Source organism: Flavobacterium sp. HJSW_4 (assembly GCF_042436695.1).
Taxonomy (GTDB): domain Bacteria; phylum Bacteroidota; class Bacteroidia; order Flavobacteriales; family Flavobacteriaceae; genus Flavobacterium.
Genome location: NZ_JBHNPP010000026.1, coordinates 49,716 through 68,289, shown reverse-complemented (window position 1 = coordinate 68,289; position 18,574 = coordinate 49,716). Strand labels below are relative to the sequence as shown.

The following is an 18,574-nucleotide window of genomic DNA, read 5'->3' as shown; positions in this document are numbered from 1 at the left end:
CTAAGAAACCGAAACTCATGTTCCAAATTTCCCAGAAACTTAATTTACGCTTTTCCATTATCGTAATTTGAAAATTATACGATAAGCGCCTTGCTTATCAAAACTTTGTTCTTTTCGAAGTAAAACTAAAAGCCTTGACGGGCGTAAAATTATAAATTATTTTTTTATATATGCTAATAAAAAAGCCATAAATATTTTTTATGGCTTTAGAATATGTTGATTTTAAGTTTTTTAGTCAGTAGATTCTCGTTTTATGAGATGAGTTTCTATAACTTCTGTGGTGTAATTTTCCGTATGTTCTTCATCATCATCTTCTTCAGCTTCGAGTCTTTCAATAAGCATTTTCGCTGCTTTATTACCCATTTTTTCACCACTTTGGCTTACTGTTGTAATTGTCGGAGTAGAGTATTTTGAAATAATTCCGTCAGTAAATGCAATTACCGCTAAATCTTCAGGAACTTTTAGTCCCATTTTATTGGCTGTTTTGATAATTGTTACGGCAAAAAGCTCATTTACAGCAAAAACAGCATCGAAAGCTCTTTCATGTAAAAGCTGACTAATGGTTATTTCGCAAGTTTCTACATCTTCAATTTTTATGATAAGATCTTCATTAAAAGGCAATCCGTTATCTAATAAGGCTTTTTCGTAACCATCGGTTCTTAGTTTTCCAACGCTTACATAATCGACTGTAGTTACTAGAGCAATTTTCTTGCGGCCATTGTCAATTAAACTTTGTACGGCTTCATAAGCTGCAGATTTATCATCTATAATAACTTTATCACATAAAATATCGTTTGTAACACGGTCAAACATTACTACAGGCATTCCTTGATTGATAACTTCGGTGATGTGATGAAAGTCGCCTTTAAATTGCGTTTCTTTAGAAAGAGACATGATAAAACCATCTATACTTCCGTTGGCTAACATCTCCATATTTAGAACTTCTTTGTCAAAAGAATCATCTGATACACAGATTACTACACTGTATCCGTATTCATTTGCAACTTGTTCAACTCCATTGATTACTGTTGAGAAAAAATAGTGGACAATTTCAGGTATAATGATACCAATACTCTTGGTTTTTCGGTTTTTTAAACTAAGGGCAATATTGTTTGGTTTGTAGTTGTAAAACTTTGCAAAAGCCTGAACTTTTAGTCGTGTTTCTTCACCGATTTCAAGACTGTTTCTGAGTGATTTTGAGACAGTTGATATCGATACGTCAAGTTCCTTTGCAATCTGTTTGAGGGTTATTTTACGTTTCATGTAGTTAGTTGAAAAAAATCTATTTAATAATAAAGGTATCTGAAATTTTTATAATTGACAATTTTAACGCTAAAAGATTACAAAATATAGAAAGTTTTCAACACTACCACGTTTTCGTAAAGCAATAAAAATTGTCTCTGGTTGAGCATGTTAATAAATTCATAATTTTGAAATTCGAAGTAAAATTAAAAACTTAACTAACGTTCAAAAACTCAAAACTAATTTAAACAAAAAGTATGAAAACAATTTACAAAAAGTTGTTATTTTTATTCCTATTGTTGCCTTTTACAGTGTTGGCTCAGAACACTTTAAAGGGGACTGTTGTTGACAAAACAACAGGTCAGCCAATACCTGGGGTAAATGTAAATGTACAAGGTGCTCCAAATGGTGCATCAACTGGATTTGATGGAAGTTACCAGCTATCAAATGTTAAAAACGGTAACAAAATCGTTGTTTCTTTTATTGGATATAAAACAGAAACAATTGAATACACCGATCAAAAAACACTTAACGTTTCTTTAGAAGAAGATACTAATCAACTTAAAGAAGTTGTGGTGCAAGTTGGTTACGGTACTGTGAAGAAAAAAGATGCAACAGGGTCTGTTTCTCAAATTGCAGCAAAAGATTTTAATAAAGGAATTAATGTAACTCCAGAAACATTAATCAGCGGACGTATCGCTGGTGTTAATGTAGTTGGTGGTGGAGCTCCAGGAGCAAAAGCAGATATTAGAATTCGTGGAGGATCTTCTTTAAGCGCTTCTAATGAGCCATTAATTGTTATTGATGGACTTCCTATGAGTAATGCGGTTCCAAATGGATCTACAAGTGTTTTGTCTACGATTGATCCTAATGATATTGAGTCATTTACAGTATTGAAAGATGCTTCTGCGGCTGCAATTTACGGTTCTCGTGCTGCAAATGGTGTAATTGTAATTACTACTAAAAAAGGAACAAAAGGTGGAGTAAAAGTAAATTTTAGTTCTCAAGTTGGTATTAATACTGTTGCAAATACGGTGGATGTATTAAGTGCAGATCAATATCGTGCTCTTGTAAATGAAAAAGGTACTGCAGCGCAAAAAGCTTTATTAGGTACGGCAAATACTAATTGGCAGGATGAAATTTTTCATACAGCTCTAACAACCAATAATAACATCTCTGTAAGTGGATCATTGTTTAATAAACTTCCGGTACGTTTATCTGTTGGGAATGTTGATAATCCTGGAATCTTAAGAAACACTTCTTTTGAGAGAACTACGACATCGTTATCGTTAAATCCAGTTTTATTTGATAATCATTTAAAAATTGATATTACAGGAAATTTAGCTTTTGGAAAAAATCAATTTCAAGATGAAGGAGCAGCAATAAGCAGTGCTATTATATTTGACCCGACACAATCAGTTTATCAAGAAGGTTCTCGATATGGAGGATATTTTGAATGGCTGGAGCCAAATGGAAATGTACCATTGTTGCCAGCTAGAAACCCTGTAGCAAGATTAAATCAAGAAGATAGAAGAGCAACTTCTACAAGAAAATGGGGTAATATTAGATTAGACTATAAGTTTCATTTCTTCGAAGATTTAAGAATCGTTGCTGAGGCAGGTATCGATAAATTTGATAGTGATGGTTATAATGCAATAAGTACTGAAAGTATTTTAGGATACCAGCCTACAACATTTGATAAAGGTAACTGGACTAATTTAGGAGGATATACTCATTATACAGACAACCGTCAGAATAAAAACTTAAACACATACTTTAATTATACTAAAGATATTGGTAAGTTTAAAATTGATGCGACAGCAGGTTATAACTATCAGTTATTCCAGAGAGAAGGGTTTAACTCAGGAGATATTAAACAGCCAAACCCTCCTGCTGATGTTACTACTGATCCAGACATTAATTTACAATCGTATTTTGGACGTGTGAATTTAGGATACGACAGTAGATATTTATTAACTGCAAATTATAGAAGAGACGGGACTTCTCGTTTCTCTAAACAAAATAGATGGGGTAATTTTGCTGGAGGTGCTTTTGCATGGAATGTAGCAGAAGAAGCATTTTTAAAAGGTAATACAACTTTATCTAGTTTAAAATTAAGAGTTGGATACGGAACTACAGGTCAGCAAGATATTCCACCTGCATACGATTATTTAAGACGTGTGACTTTAGGAACTATTAATACGCAATACGTTTTTAATGGCGTTATCTACAAAACTGCAAGACCTGAAGGATATAATGAAGACATTAAGTGGGAAGATTTGGCTGAAATGAACGTCGGAGTAGATTTTGGATTCCTAAATGAAAGAATAACAGGTTCGGTTAATTATTTTGATAAAAAATCGAGTGATTTATTAGCAAATATTCCTGTCCCAGATGGTGCAAACATTAGAAATCAAGGTTATAGTAATATAGGTAGCGTAAGAACAAAAGGAGTGGAGTTCAGCCTTCAATCTGATATCATTAAAAATGATAAATTAACATGGAATGTTGCAGTTAATGCCACTTATATTGATCAAAAAATCTCGGATTTAGGGAATACTGTTCCAGGATTTCAAGGATATTTGACAGGAGATAATATTGCAGGAGGAACTGGAAATCAAGTGTTGATACATTCTGAAGGATATGCACCAAATTCATTTTTTGTATTTGAGCAATTATATGATGCAAACAAGAGACCTATCCAAGGTGCTTATGCAGATAGAAATGGTGATGGAGTTATTACAGATGCAGATCGTTACAAATTTCATAAGCCAACAGCAGATTACACATTCGGATTATTCTCTACTTTAAATTACAAGCAATTCGATTTTACAATGAACTGGAGAGCTAGTTTAGGAAACTATATTTTCGATAACGTAAGTTCTGATAAGGGATATTTAGAGGCTGGTTTAAGAAGACAGTCTGATTTAGCTAACATTAGCACAGATTATTACAACACTGGTTTTACTACTGAAAGTAATTCTAATGGAACGCAGCGTAACTACTCAAATTATTTTGTAAAAGATGCTTCTTTTATCAAATTAGATAATATTGTGTTAGGGTATACTTTTAATAAAACATTACTTAAAGCAGCCTCTTTGAGATTTACAGCTGGAGTTCAAAATGTTTTTGTTCTGACAAAATACAACGGACTAGATCCTGAAAAATTCAACGGAATAGACAATAACGTTTATCCAAGAGCTAGAACATTTCTAGTTGGAGTAAATGCAAATTTCTAATAGTACATTGAAAATTAAATTTTAAAAATAAATAAAATGAAAATATCATTTAAATATATATCTTATTTTCTCCTATTCATTTTAGGATTGAATATGACACTTACTTCATGTACGAGTGACTTAGATGTGAAGCCAACAGACGATGATGAGTTTCTTTCTGATGATTTTTTTAAAGATCCAGAATCTTACAAACAAGTATTGGCAAAATTATATGCTGGTTTGTATGTAGGAGGTAATGATGGTGATGGTGATGCTGCTGTTCCTTCTAAAAGTCCAGATATAGCTGGACTGGGAGGTGATTTTAGTAGTTATTTGCGTTTGCTTTTCGTTACTCAAGAGTTTCCTACTGATGAAGCTATTGTTGCTTGGTCTGATGATGGTTTGCCAGCAATAAATGGACAAAAATGGAGCCCAAGTAACCAATTTTTGTACGGGATTTTTTCAAGAGCATTTTATGAAATTAGCGTTGCTAATGAGTTTTTGAGACAAACAACAGATGAAAAACTAACTGAACGTAATGTTGATGCAGCTACAAAAGCAGAAATCGTAAGATTTAGAGCTGAAGTTCGTTTTCTTAGAGCATTTTCATATGTTAACTTAATGGATTTATTTGGTAATGTGCCGATCACTACAGAGAAAGATCCAGTTGGTTTCTTTTATCCAGAACAAAAAACAAGAGCTGAAGTTTTTGCTTTCGTAGAATCAGAATTAAAGGATATTGATAATACTTTAGCGCCTTCTAAAGCTAATGAATATGGTAGAGTTGATAAAACAGCAGCTAAATTTTTATTGGCACAGATTTATTTAAACTCTAAAGTTTATACAGGAACAGAAAGATTTAGCGAAGTAGCTACAATATGTAATGACATTGTAACAAGCTCTGGATATACTTTTGCAAATGTGCCTTATCGTTACTTGTTCTCTGCTGATAATGATAGAAATGGAGCTCAAAGTGAGTTTATCTTCCCAATTATTGGAGATGGTAATGCAATTAGAGCAACAGGAGGAGGTATGAGTTTTATTCTGCATGCATCTATTGGAGGAAGTATGGTGAGCGCTGATCAAGGTATGAACGGAGGTTGGTCAGGAATTAGAACAAGACCAGAATTTGTTCAATTGTTTCCTGATGCAACAGCAACTTCGGATAAAAGAGGAACATTTTATACGAACGGACAAACTCTAGATATTGCTGATTATGGAGTGTTCACAAATGGTTATGCAGTTACAAAATACACGAATATAAATTCTGATGGTTCTGCTGCTCAAAGAAATGATATCCCTGATACTGATTTTCCAATGTTCAGATTGTCAGATGTGTACTTAATGTATGCTGAGGCTACTCTTAGAGGAGCAACGACAGGAAATATTGCAACTGCTTTAGAATATGTGAACAAAATTAGAGTGAGAGCTGGTGCGGGTATTATTACAACTTCTGATTTGACTCTGGACTTTCTTCTAGACGAGAGAGCAAGAGAGTTGTTTTGGGAATGTCATAGAAGAACTGATTTAATTCGTTTTGGAAAATTTACAGGAGGATCTAAAATCTGGCAATGGAAAGGTGGCGTTAAAAACGGAAGCGGTACAGATTCTTACAGAGATTTAATGCCAATTCCTGCAAAAACGATTCAGGCAAACCCAACTTTAAAACAAAATCCAGGATACTAACTAACCCTTATAAAAAGTAAATAAAATGAAAAATATATATAAAATTTTAATCGCATTCATTGGTGTATTAGCAGTGTCATGTAATGCTGATGATGTAGAAGACAGACCAGTAATTACACCAGAATCAGCACCAGTTTTGCTTAGCCCACAAAACGATTTTAATATTGTTCTTACAAAGGAAAATGAAAAAGAGATTGCAACTACGGTAATTTGGGATTATGCAAAATACGATGGTACAGCAACTGTTATTAATTATACTATAGAGATTGCAAAAGCAGGAACAAAATTTGCAACACCTGTTGCAGTTACAACAACAACAGAACGTTACAGAGCTTTAACTGTTGCAGAATTAAATTCAGCTTTAGTTAACGGAGGTTTTATTGAGAAAGAAGAGAACAATGTTGATATTCGTATCAAGGCTACTGTAGGTACAGGAGCTGAGGCACAGTATTCTAATTTCTATACATTTAAAGCAACTCCATATCACACACCATTGGCAACTTCACACTGGTTAGTTGGTGCAGCTACTCCAGGAGGATGGTCTTGGGATGGTGATGCTGAAACTGAATTCCCATTAGTAGTTGGTAAAACAGATGTATATCAGGTGACAATAGTTCTTAAAAGTGGAGAGGCATTTAGAGAATTCTTAGGAAATAACTTTACAAGTAATGGTAACTGGGATGCAAGTCATAACTATACTTACTATACAGGATTAGGTTATACTATAGATGACGAATTGGTAAATGCTGGTGATGGAGATAATAACTTTCAATACACTGGACCAACTGGATCAAGAGTTTTAACAATTGATAATGCTGCAAAAAAGATCACATTAGATTAATTTTTGTAATAATAACTGAAAAAGGGCTATCTCCAGATAGCCCTTTTTTAATCAAGCTAACTAACCACACAAACCACGTGATTATGAAAAAAACTTTACTATCAATATTTTTATTGATGGCAATAACTGCTTTTGCCCAACAGCAAACGGTTAGTTATTCAATAAATCCGCTACCTTTTGAAGATACAACTTCTATTACTATTTCAATTGCGGGTACAAGTGTTAATGAAGGCACTTGGGGAGTTACAGGAAATGCACTATATCTTTGGTCATGGTCTTATGATGTGAACGATATAAATCAAATGGATTCTCCTTCTAATGGCTCTTGGACTTCTTCAAATGAAGCTAGCAGATTTACATACAATGCAGGAACAGATACTTATACCAAAACATTTACGCCCTCTGTATATTTTGGCAGAAACGGAATTGGCAGAATAGGATTTTTAGTTAAAGCGAAAGACGGAACTGGAGCAAAACAATCTCAAGATATCGTTGTTGAAGTAGGGTCTTTTCAAGTTACTTTGACTTCTCCAACAGAAAATAGCACTTCAATTATTTCTTCTGGCGCAAGTTTTAATATCGCTGCAACAAATACAGGAGGAGCAAGCAGCTATACTTTAAAAGCTAACGGGACAACTATAAATACAAATGCTAGCACTTCAAGCTATTCGTATACTCATACTAATATTACCGAAAATCAAAATTATGAATTGATTGCAACTCAAGGGGCAACTACAATTTCGAAGAAATTCGCTGTGGTTATAAATCCAAATACGGTTTCAGAAGTTATGCCTGCAGGTCTGGTTGATGGAATTAATTATAATCCAGCCGATTTTACAAAGGCAACTTTGGTCTTAGACGCACCATTAAAAGATTTCGTTTATGTAGCGGGGAATTTCAACAACTGGCAGCCAACATCTGCTTATGCTATGAAAAAAGATCCGTCTTCTGGAAAATTTTGGTTAGAAATAACGGATTTGGTTTCTGGGGAAAATAACACCTATCAATATTGGGTTGTTGATACGACGCCGCTTGCAAACTCGCCATCAATGGTAAAAACGGCAGATCCGTATTCGACTTTGGTTTTGTCTCCTTACGATGATTCTTCGATTCCTGCTTCAAAATATCCAAATATGCCTGTTTATCCTGCGGGACAAAATTTTGAGGTTACAGTCTTAAAAACAGGACAGACTCCTTACAATTGGCAGGTAATTAATTTTGAAAAACCTCAAAAAGAAAAATTAGTAGTTTACGAAGTTTTAGTTCGTGATTTTGATGCAGCAAGAAGTTATCAGAGTTTAATTGATCGAATAGATTATTTTAAAAATCTAAAAATAAACGCAATCGAATTAATGCCAGTAATGGAATTTGAAGGCAATGAAAGCTGGGGATATAACACTTCATTTCATATGGCACTGGATAAGTTTTACGGAACTTCAGATAAATTAAAAGAGTTTATTGATTTGTGCCATCAAAACGGAATTGCTGTAATTCTAGATGTGGCGCTAAATCACGCTTTTGGAAGAAATCCGATGGTAAGAATGTGGATGAATGATCCTGATGGAGACGGTTTTGGATCACCAACAGCAGAAAATCCATATTTTAATACCGTGGCCAAACATAGTTATAGTGTAGGCGAAGACTTTAATCATCAATCCCTAAAAACGCAGAACTATGTAAATAGAGTTATTAAACAATGGATTGAGGAATATAAAATTGATGGTTTCCGTTGGGATTTGACCAAAGGATTTACTCAATTATGCACGGCAGGTGATAATTCTTGTACCGATTCGTTTCAGCAAGATCGTGTTGATATTTTGAAGAAATACGCAGATTTTTCTTGGGCAATAGATCCAACACATTATACCATTTTTGAGCATTTAGGAACTGATGCAGAAGAAAAAGAATGGGCTAATTATAAAATAGCAGAAACGCCGAGTAAAGGTATAATGATGTGGGGAAAAATGACAAACGAGTACAATCAATTGTCGATGGGATATGCTTCAGATAGTAATATTTTTAGAATGAATAGTGCAAACCGCGGATTTACGGCAAATCGTTTAATGGGTTATGCAGAAAGCCACGATGAAGAACGTTTAATGTATAAAAATGTACAGTACGGAGCTTCAAATGGAAGTTACAATGTGAAAACATTAAATACCGCTTTATCTAGAATGTCTGCAATTGGTGCTGTTTCTTTATTGATTCCTGGACCTAAAATGATTTGGCATTTTGGCGAACTAGGTTGGGAGAATTCTATTTTTACCTGCAATGATAATTCTGTAAATACTGATTTTGATGCTGTAGGCGGAGATTGTAAATTAGATACGAAACCACAGCCTCAATGGGTAAATAACTGGTTGGAAAATTCAAATCGTAATAAAATTTATAACGATTGGGCAAAAATGATCACGCTTAAAAAAACTGAACCAGTTTTTTTAGGAACAGCGACAATGGCGAATACAGCTACTTTGTTGGTAAATATTAAAATCACCAATAATAATTTAACTTCTGCTCAGCTTAAAGACGTTGTCATTTTGGCGAATTTTGATACGGTTGCACAAAATATGATTCCAGGATTTCAATATACTGGTGCATGGTACAACCTAATGGACAATTCGACGATTAACGTTACAGATGTAAATGCGCCAATAAATCTAGCTCCAGGAGAATTTAGAATTTATGGTAATAAACAAGCAAATTTGGCAATCGAAGATTTTGAAAAAGGAAGTCAAGTTAGTTTATATCCAAATCCTGTAGCCGATTATTTTACTTTAGGTTTTAAAACTTCAAAAGTAGAAATCTATTCTATCACAGGACAATTAGTAAAAACATTTAATACAAACGGAAATACAGATTATCAATTCTCAGTAAATGGTTTAACTTCTGGATTGTATCTCGTAAAAACGTTTGACGAGCATAATAAAGTTCAAGTTGCGAAATTTATTAAAAATTAGGTTTGGTTAGTAATGAAAAGGGCTGTCTAGAAATTGACAGCCTTTTTTGGTTTAAGTAGTTTTGTAACTATAAGATATTTTATTTTAATGTTTTGATGCCTTTGGGGCGGTTGAAGGCATTCTATAATTGTTTTGTTTATTTTTTTCTTTTAGGATCGTTATATTCTCCGATTAAAGAATAATACCCAAATGTCCCTAATCCCATAACGATAAGCGGAGTTAGTATAAATAGAATAATTGCACCAAATACCAAATCGTCCTGTTGGTCTGAAAGAAGTTTTGGCAAACCAAATTCAAACACGCAAAAATAGGCAGCAGCAGCGGCCAAAGCAATCCATAACGCCCCTAAAACTTGTTTAATCGCATTCATTTTTTTTGTAAATTTTAAAGGTGAGTAATTTTGTTTTTGTTGTCAATATAAATCATTCCAATAACAAAGCAGATTCCAGCAATAATTATAGGATACCATAATCCATCCAGATAAAAATCGGCTTTGCCTGCTGTTTTGGCGTGTGATACAAAGTAAGTAGAAATAGCGGGCAGTAATCCTCCAAAGATTCCATTCCCGACATGATAAGGCAAAGACATTGAAGTATATCTGATTTTGGTTGGAAACATTTCAACTAAAAATGCCGCAATCGGACCGTAAACCATGGTCACAAATAGTACTTGAATAAAAACCAGAAAAATTAAAGCCCATTTATCATTTGAAGTTATTTGGATTGAAACACTTGTTTGCACATCTTTTTTTTCCATGTACGTTTTTTTCTCCATTACGGTTGTACCATCAGTATATTTTTTTTGAATCGTGGTAACAAAACTACCGTCAGCTTTATTTTCGGTTGTTTCTCTATAACTTTCAAAAATTTCTGTTTTTTTGCTAATATCTGTTGTATTGTACATTGCCTTATATATAGGTCTGTACGACAAGATAGCCACAAGCATTCCGAACATCATGATGTATTTGCGCCCAACTTTGTCGCTCAACCATCCAAAAAAGATAAAAAATGGAGTTCCAATTAAAAGCGCAATTCCTAATAATTCATCTACTTGAGAAGAATCAACATTCATTACCGTTTTCATAAAACTCATTGCATAGAATTGTCCCGTATACCAAACAACACCTTGACCCATTGTAGCACCAAATAGCGCCAAAAGAACAAATTTTAGATTGTATCGGTTTCCAAAACTTTCTTTTAACGGATTGGTGCTTGTAGTTCCTTCTTTTTTAGCTTTCGCGAAAACTGGAGACTCGTCCATATTTTTTCTAATCAAATACGAAACTCCAACCATAGCAATCGAAACCCAAAACGGAACGCGCCATCCCCATAAATCAAAAGCTTCTGGAGAAAGTATGCTTTTGGTTGCCAGAATCACCATCAGAGAGATAAATAAGCCAACAGTTGCGGTGGTTTGAATCCAAGAAGTCCAATATCCTTTCTCTCCTGCTGGAGCGTGTTCTGCAACATAGGTAGCGGCTCCGCCATATTCGCCTCCAAGAGCAAGACCTTGTAGAAGGCGTAAAATTAAAACCAATAAAGGGGCTAAAAAGCCAATCGTTTCATAACTTGGAATACAGCCAATTAAGAAAGTAGAGCCACCCATTAATAATAAGGTAGCCATAAAAGTATATTTGCGTCCTATAATATCCCCAAGTCTTCCAAAGAATAAAGCTCCAAATGGGCGAACTACAAATCCGGCGGCAAATGTGGCTAAAGTAGATAAAAACGCTGCGGTCGGATTATCGCTTGGAAAGAATTTAGTTGAAATAACAACAGCCAGACTGCCAAAAATGTAAAAATCATACCATTCAATCATAGTGCCCATAGAGGAGGCTGAAATTACTTTCCAAATGCCCTTAGTAGAAGTTTTGCTCATAAAACTGCTTTGAGATCTTGTTAATAAATGAATTTTAAAAATACAGTTTTACGAATATAGAAGATATTTTGTTATTCACTTAATACTTTTTTAACAAAAACTATTTATTTGTTGACACTTATTTTTCGAAGTAAAAAAAGATTTAACCGCAATGAGCCTAAAGAAAAACCGCAAAGACTCGCAAAGCTTAAAAATAACTTTGCGAGTCTTTGCGGTTAAAACAAATAAAAAAGTATAAAAACAAAAAACCCACTCGTTTGAGTGGGTTTCGTGGTACCTCCAGGGATCGAACCAGGGACACATGGATTTTCAGTCCATTGCTCTACCATCTGAGCTAAGGTACCGTGCTTGTTGCGGGTGCAAATATATAATCATTTTTGGTTTGTGCAAAACATTTTTTAGAAAAAATCTATTCGTATCTTCGCAAAAGCAAAAATGGAAATATGATTTTAACGGTCGATGTTGGCAATACCAGAATTAAAGCATCTGTATTTGAGGATAATACTTCTCTGGAAAATTTTGTTTTTGATAAAAATGAAATCGAAAAAAAAATTGAAAATATTTTAAAAAAATATCCAAAATGCTCCGATTTGGTTGTCGCTTCGGTAGGAAATGTCGAAAAACAATCCTTTTTAACTTTCGAAAACAGACTGAAAGTGCATTTTTTTACTCACGAAGATGTTTTTCCTTTCCATAATAAATATGCAACGCCAAAAACATTAGGAATGGATCGAATGATTTTGGCAGCAGGAGCAACGTTGCAATTTCCAAAACAAAATCGTTTGGTTATTGATGCCGGAACTTGCATTACCTACGATTTCATCGACGAAAATGATAATTATTTAGGAGGAGCCATTTCTCCAGGTCTTCGTTTAAGATATGAATCGCTGCATAATTTTACGGCCAGACTGCCGTTACTAACCTTAGAAGAACCCGATTCTTATGTAGGAAACTCTACTGCACAAGCCATACATTCTGGGGTTGTCAACGGTTTCGTCTATGAGATTGACGGTTTTATCGATGAATATCGCAAAGAGTTTTCAAATTTTATCATAATTTTAACGGGAGGCGATGCAGATTTTTTGGCTAAACGATTAAAAAATACCATATTTGCCAATTCAAATTTCCTTCTGGAGAGTTTGAGCCAAACATATCAATATAAAATCGACAATGATTAAAAAAGTAATATTAAGCGCTTGTTTGCTTATATCGTTCGTTTCATTCGCTCAACAAGGTACTGCTTCACCTTATTCTTTTTTCGGAATAGGAGATGTGAGATTCAAGGGAACACTTGAAAACAGATCTATGGCAGGAGTTGCAGTAGAACAAGATTCGATTCACTTAAATATAGAAAATCCAGCGAGTTACGCTAGCTTAATTCAGACAACTTTTACAGTTGGAGGAACATTTGCTACTTCTAATTTAAAGACGAGTTCTCAATCAGAAAAAGCACAACGCTCTACTTTTGATTATTTAGCAATAGGAATTCCGATGGGTAAATTTGGCGCTTCATTCGGTTTGATTCCTGTGAGTTCAGTAGGATATAAAATTCTTAATGATAATTCGGCTACAGAAGGTCAGACAAGTTCTCAACTTGACGGAAAAGGGGGTATCAATAAAGTATATTTCGGTTTGTCATATAAAATAATGAAGGATTGGAATATTGGAGTAGATGCACAATATAATTTTGGAAAAATTACAACAACCAGCGTAGAAGCGGTTACTGGAATTCAAAACGGAACAGCAGAAGTTAATACTTCCGAGCTTTCAGGTACAGCATTTAGTTTTGGTACAATGTATCAGAAAAAGATCAACAAAAAGACTAGTATATTCTCTAGTTTAAGTTACACTTTTGCAAGTAATCTGGATTCTGATAATACGAGAGTTATTTCTGTTCAAGGAGATGCTGATCCTTATGTAGTTCCGGCAGAATCAACAAAATTAAAACTTCCAAATAAATTGAGTATTGGTTTGGGTATTGGTGAAGCTAGAAAATGGCTTGTAGGAGCAAATATGACTTTTCAAGGAGATGGTCAGTTAGCAAATTATTATAACTCGGCATCAAATGTAAGTTACGAGAGCTATTCTAAATATGCTGTTGGGGGTTATTACCTTCCAAATTATGCGTCTTTTACTAGTTACATGAGCAGAATTACCTATAGAGCTGGTTTGAAATACGAAAAAATTGGTTTGATTGTTAATAATGAATCAATTAAAGATATCGGAATGTCATTAGGAGCTGGAATTCCAATTCCAGGATCTTTTTCAAATTTAAATTTCGGAATTGAATTTGGTAAACGCGGTACAACTGCTGCAGATTTAGTTCAAGAGAATTATGTTAATTTCAGCGTGAGTTTCTCTTTCAATGATAAATGGTTTGTGAAGAGTAAATACCAATAAAAACAAAATATTTTATCTTTTAGAAGCTCATTACAATTTACTACATTTGGCAAATGAATTTACCAAAAAGATATAGTCTAATAGTTGTCACAGTTATTGCTGTGACAATGTTTTTTGGATGCGAAAGTAATTTTAAAGAAGTTCAGAAAATTAACTTCTCAGAATTTGTTCCTGCTAGTGACGCCGATACTGTAAATATTAAATATACAGATTCTGGACGCATTACAGGAGTTTTGATCAGTCCGAAAATGCTAGATTATTCAAATCTTGATTTTCCTTTTACAGAATTTCCAAAAGGAATAGATGTTACTTTATATGATAAAAAGCAAAAACGTACCTTTATAAAAGGTAATTATGCGGTTTCGTATAAAAATACTGGAATTATTGATTTGATTGGGAAGGTAAAAATCACTTCTGAAGAAGGACAGATTTTGGAAACAGAACAATTGTATTTCGATCAGAAAAACGAGTGGTTTTATACAGAACGAAAGTTCAAATTGACTGATAAAAAAGGAGTTTCTTACGGTCAGGGAATAGATTTTAGTAAAGATTTTAAAGTGATCAATTCGCAGCGAATAAGCGGTGAAATTGAATCAGACGAAGAATTATAATATTATGGGTTATTTAAAATATACACAATACGTTTACATCCTTTTTGCAGTTTTCTTTACTTATGATGGTATCGTGAAATTGAACGAAGGCGATGAGAGTTATCCTTTCTATTTCGTAATTGCAGGAATGGCTGTTTTTATGTTTTTCTTTAGGAGAAGATTTCTTAATGGGCATAACGACAGAAATAAAAACCAATAAAAAATGGAAATTAGTATTATAATAATCTGTTTAATACTAGCCGCCTTTTTTTCTGGGATGGAAATCGCTTTCACATCCGCCAATAAAATTTATCTTGAAATAGAAAAGAAACAAGACGATTTCTTGTCTCGAATCTTAACAAAACTAACCGAAAATCCATCCAAATTTATTGCTGCCATGCTTATTGGCAATAATGTAGCTTTGGTGATTTACGGTTTTTTTATGGGCGATCTGATTTTAAGTTGGATGGCTTATTTTGGCTTTGTCTTTTCAGATTGGTGGGATATTCTTATCCAGACACTTCTTGCAACATTTGTAGTCTTGCTGACTTCAGAGTTTTTTCCGAAAGTGTTTTTTCAAATTTACGCCAATTCCCTAATTAAAATTCTCGCGCTTCCGGCGTATCTGTTTTACCGATTATTTTATTATATATCGACTTTTTTTATTTGGATTGCAGACTTTGTGCTGAGTAAATTTTTTAAAACAGAAGGAAGTCAAATTCATTTGTTTAGTCGAATTGAACTCGGAAATTACATAACAGAACAAATGAGCACCGTTGAAGAAGATGAAGAGGTAGATTCTGAAATTCAGATTTTTCAAAATGCCTTAGAATTCTCAGCTGTTAAGGCGCGTGATATTATGACGCCTCGTACAGAAATTGTCGATATAGATTTGTTTGATACAGTTGATGGTCTTAAAGCATTATTTATAGAAACAGGATATTCTAAAATCATCATAAGCCAAAATTCATTAGATGATATTGTAGGTTATGTCCATTCTTTCGATTTATTTAAAAAACCATCTACAATAAAATCGGTTTTAATGACCGTTGAATTTGTTCCAGAAACAATTTTAATTAAAGATGTTTTGAATTTGTTGATCAAAAAACGAAAAAACGTTGCAGTAGTTTTAGATGAATACGGAGGAACTTCAGGAATTATTACCATCGAAGATATTGTAGAAGAGCTTTTTGGCGAAATTGAAGACGAGCACGATTTGGACGAAGAATTGATTGAAGAAGAAATAGGAGAAGGTAAGTATTTGTTTTCAACGAGATTAGATGTTGAGTATTTAAATGAGACCTATAAATTAATGATTCCAGAAGAAGATTCTTATGGAACGTTAGGAGGTTTTATTGTCAATCATACAAAAGAAATCCCACAAAAAGGAGATAAAATTGTAATAGATAAGTTTCATTTTCGCATTGAAGAGGCGTCAAATAAGAAAATAGAACTAGTCAAAATGACAATTAAAGACTGATTTTTTAAATTAATGAAAAAAAATGTGTAAAATAAAACGCTAGTTGTATTGTTATTAACTAGATAATTGTATTTTCGCAAACTGAATATAAAATTAACGATAATAAAATGGCAGTTTTAGCAAAAATTAGACAGCGTTCCGCTTTATTGATAGGAGTTATTGCACTTGCATTATTTGCATTTATAATACAAGATCTATTTACAAGAGGAACATTTGGTCAAAGTTCAAAAGATGTAGGAAGCATCGATGGAAAAGATATTTCATTTGAAGACTTTAGAGTTAAAGTTAGTAATGTTGAAAAAAGTGGGCAAGGTATAACTTCCACTGAAGCTGCAAACAGAGTTTGGGATCAAGAAGTTTCAATCGCTTTATTGTCATCACAATTTGATAAATTAGGATTGAGAGTTGGTGAAAAACACATTTTAGAGGTTTTGAAATCAGATCCAAATATTGGTAAAAACCCAATGTTCTTAAACGCAGCAGGAATTTTTGATGTTGTTAAGTTTAAAGATTATTTTAAAACAAATCCAGAAGCTGCACAATACATCGCTCAAAAAGAGAAAGATGCTGAATTGAATGCTAAGTTTCAAATCTATAATACTTTAATTAAATCAGGACTTTACACAACTGCTAGTGAAGGAAAATTAAAGTATGAAATGGAGGCTAATAAAGTGAGTTTTGCTTATGCGGCAGCTCCTTACTCTTCTATTAAAGATAGTGAAGTTAAAATCTCTGATGATGAGATTGTAGCTTACATGAAGAAAAATGAGAAAAAATTCAAAGCTGATGCAACTCGTGAAATTCAGTACGTTTTAGTTGAAGATAAAGCTTCTAAAGAAGATGAGGCTGAAATTAAAGCTAAATTAACTGCTTTATTATCAGGAAGTGTTGTTTACAACGCAAAAACTGGTAAAAACGATTCATTGCCAGGATTTAGAAATGCAGCAAACATTGCAGAATTTGTAAATGCAAATTCTGATGTTCCTTACGATTCTACTTATGTTCCTAAAAATGCTTTACCAGCAGTTGACGCTGATAAATTATTCAGCTTACCAGCTGGAGCAATTTACGGACCATACGTTTACGGAAGATACTATGCAATCTCTAAATCTCAAGGATTTAAAGCTGGTGTTAATGCAAAAGCAAGTCATATCTTAATTGGTTACGAAGGATCTCAAACTCCAAACCCAAAAGAGAAAAGAACTAAAGAAGAAGCTAAAGCTAAAGCTGAAGAAATTTTAGCGCAAGTTCAAGCTAATCCAGATAGTTTTATGATGTTGGCTTTCACAAGTTCTGATGATTCATCTGCACAACAAGGTGGTGATTTAGGATATTTTGGGCCAAACCAAATGGTAAAACCTTTCAATGATTTTGTATTCAGCAACGGAATTGGTAAAGTTGGTTTAGTTGAAACTCCTTTCGGATTTCACATTATCAAAATTACTGACAAACAAGACGGAATTCGTTTAGCTACAATCGCTCAAAAAATTGAGCCTTCTGAAGCTACTTCTGATAAAGTATTTACATTAGCAACTAAATTCGAAATGGATGCTGCTGATAAAGATTTCAATGCTGCAGCTAAAGAATTAGGTTTAAAAGTTGCTCAGCCAGTTAATGCAAAAGCTATGGATGAAGCGTTTGGGCCATTAGGAAACCAACGTAACATTGTAAGATGGGCATTTGATAAAGAAACAGGTAAAGGAGATGTAAAACGTTTTGAAATTGCAAACATCGGACACGTTATTGCACAATATAAAGGTGAAAACAAATCTGGTTTAGTTTCTGTTGATATGGCAAGACCTTACGTTGAGCCAATCTTGAAAAACAAGAAAAAAGCTGAATTGTTAAAAGCTAAAATGCAAGGTTCAAGTATTGAAGCTATCGCTAAAGCAGCAGGAGTTGCTGTTCAACAAGCTACAGACGTAACTCTTGATAATCCAGTTTTACCAGGTGGAGTTGGACAAGAGCCACAAGTTGTAGGTAATGCATTTGCTTTAGCTGCAAATAAAATTTCTACTCCAATTGAAGGAAATACAGGTGTTTATGTTGTTCAAAACGTTAAAACTGTAAAAGCTCCTGCAATTGCTAATCACGCTGCTTATGTAGAGAAAGTAAAAGCTCAAAGTGCTAATGATGCAAGTAGAGTATTACCAGCGTTAAAAAACAATGCTAAAATTGAAGATAATAGATTACAATTTAATTACTAATTAGAAAGTAATTCTTATAAAAAAAACCCGAAACGCTTTTAGTGTTTCGGGTTTTTCTTTTTGCCATTATTTGGG

General features: G+C 33.8%; 13 protein-coding genes and 1 tRNA gene. 10 read left to right on the top strand and 4 right to left on the bottom strand.

The window, feature by feature from the left end; genetic code table 11:
- Window positions 1-231: 231 nt before the first annotated feature.
- On the bottom strand, window positions 232-1,263 hold the full coding sequence (locus ACE01P_RS19760; protein WP_095928151.1) for a LacI family DNA-binding transcriptional regulator: 1,032 nt from the start codon (window positions 1,261-1,263) through the stop codon (window positions 232-234).
- 236 nt (window positions 1,264-1,499) lie between these two features.
- Between ACE01P_RS19760 and ACE01P_RS19755 the strand changes: the two genes are divergently transcribed.
- From ACE01P_RS19755 to ACE01P_RS19740, 4 genes are all read left to right on the top strand, one after another.
- Entirely contained in the window at window positions 1,500-4,481 is a 2,982-nt protein-coding gene (locus tag ACE01P_RS19755) for a SusC/RagA family TonB-linked outer membrane protein (RefSeq protein ID WP_379700760.1), read from the top strand.
- A 36-nt stretch (window positions 4,482-4,517) separates the two neighbouring features.
- Window positions 4,518-6,146: a RagB/SusD family nutrient uptake outer membrane protein gene (locus tag ACE01P_RS19750; protein ID WP_379700759.1), complete on the top strand. Its 1,629-nt coding sequence runs from the start codon at window positions 4,518-4,520 to the stop codon at window positions 6,144-6,146.
- A 25-nt stretch (window positions 6,147-6,171) separates the two neighbouring features.
- Entirely contained in the window at window positions 6,172-6,987 is an 816-nt protein-coding gene (locus ACE01P_RS19745) for a SusE domain-containing protein (protein ID WP_379700758.1), read from the top strand.
- A gap of 83 nt (window positions 6,988-7,070) precedes the next feature.
- Entirely contained in the window at window positions 7,071-9,944 is a 2,874-nt protein-coding gene (locus ACE01P_RS19740) for an alpha-amylase family glycosyl hydrolase (RefSeq protein ID WP_379700757.1), read from the top strand.
- 136 nt (window positions 9,945-10,080) lie between these two features.
- On the opposite strand, the gene ACE01P_RS19735 is transcribed toward ACE01P_RS19740, so the two are convergent.
- The 3 genes from ACE01P_RS19735 to ACE01P_RS19725 all read right to left on the bottom strand — a co-directional run bounded on the left by ACE01P_RS19735 (window position 10,081) and on the right by ACE01P_RS19725 (window position 12,166).
- Window positions 10,081-10,314 (bottom strand): DUF6814 family protein, encoded by a 234-nt coding sequence (locus ACE01P_RS19735; protein WP_306155707.1) that lies wholly within the window; start codon window positions 10,312-10,314, stop codon window positions 10,081-10,083.
- A gap of 14 nt (window positions 10,315-10,328) precedes the next feature.
- On the bottom strand, window positions 10,329-11,822 hold the full coding sequence (locus ACE01P_RS19730; protein ID WP_379700756.1) for an MFS transporter: 1,494 nt from the start codon (window positions 11,820-11,822) through the stop codon (window positions 10,329-10,331).
- 271 nt (window positions 11,823-12,093) lie between these two features.
- Window positions 12,094-12,166, bottom strand: a tRNA-Phe gene (locus ACE01P_RS19725).
- Window positions 12,167-12,265: 99 nt separating this feature from the next.
- Here ACE01P_RS19725 and ACE01P_RS19720 point away from each other — a divergent pair.
- The 6 genes from ACE01P_RS19720 (at window position 12,266) to ACE01P_RS19695 (ending at window position 18,499) form a co-directional block, all read left to right on the top strand.
- Window positions 12,266-13,000: a type III pantothenate kinase gene (locus tag ACE01P_RS19720; protein ID WP_379700755.1), complete on the top strand. Its 735-nt coding sequence runs from the start codon at window positions 12,266-12,268 to the stop codon at window positions 12,998-13,000.
- On the top strand, window positions 12,993-14,222 hold the full coding sequence (locus ACE01P_RS19715; RefSeq protein ID WP_379700754.1) for a hypothetical protein: 1,230 nt from the start codon (window positions 12,993-12,995) through the stop codon (window positions 14,220-14,222). Before ACE01P_RS19720 ends, ACE01P_RS19715 begins: the two co-directional genes overlap by 8 nt.
- A 53-nt stretch (window positions 14,223-14,275) precedes the next feature.
- Window positions 14,276-14,833: an LPS export ABC transporter periplasmic protein LptC gene (gene lptC / locus ACE01P_RS19710; protein WP_379700753.1), complete on the top strand. Its 558-nt coding sequence runs from the start codon at window positions 14,276-14,278 to the stop codon at window positions 14,831-14,833.
- A gap of 4 nt (window positions 14,834-14,837) precedes the next feature.
- Window positions 14,838-15,032: a hypothetical protein gene (locus ACE01P_RS19705; RefSeq protein WP_379700752.1), complete on the top strand. Its 195-nt coding sequence runs from the start codon at window positions 14,838-14,840 to the stop codon at window positions 15,030-15,032.
- Window positions 15,033-15,035: 3 nt separating this feature from the next.
- Complete coding sequence (locus ACE01P_RS19700; protein WP_379700751.1) at window positions 15,036-16,292, top strand: hemolysin family protein; 1,257 nt, start codon at window positions 15,036-15,038, stop codon at window positions 16,290-16,292.
- Window positions 16,293-16,399: 107 nt separating this feature from the next.
- Window positions 16,400-18,499: a peptidylprolyl isomerase gene (locus ACE01P_RS19695; protein ID WP_379700750.1), complete on the top strand. Its 2,100-nt coding sequence runs from the start codon at window positions 16,400-16,402 to the stop codon at window positions 18,497-18,499.
- Window positions 18,500-18,574 lie beyond the last annotated feature (75 nt).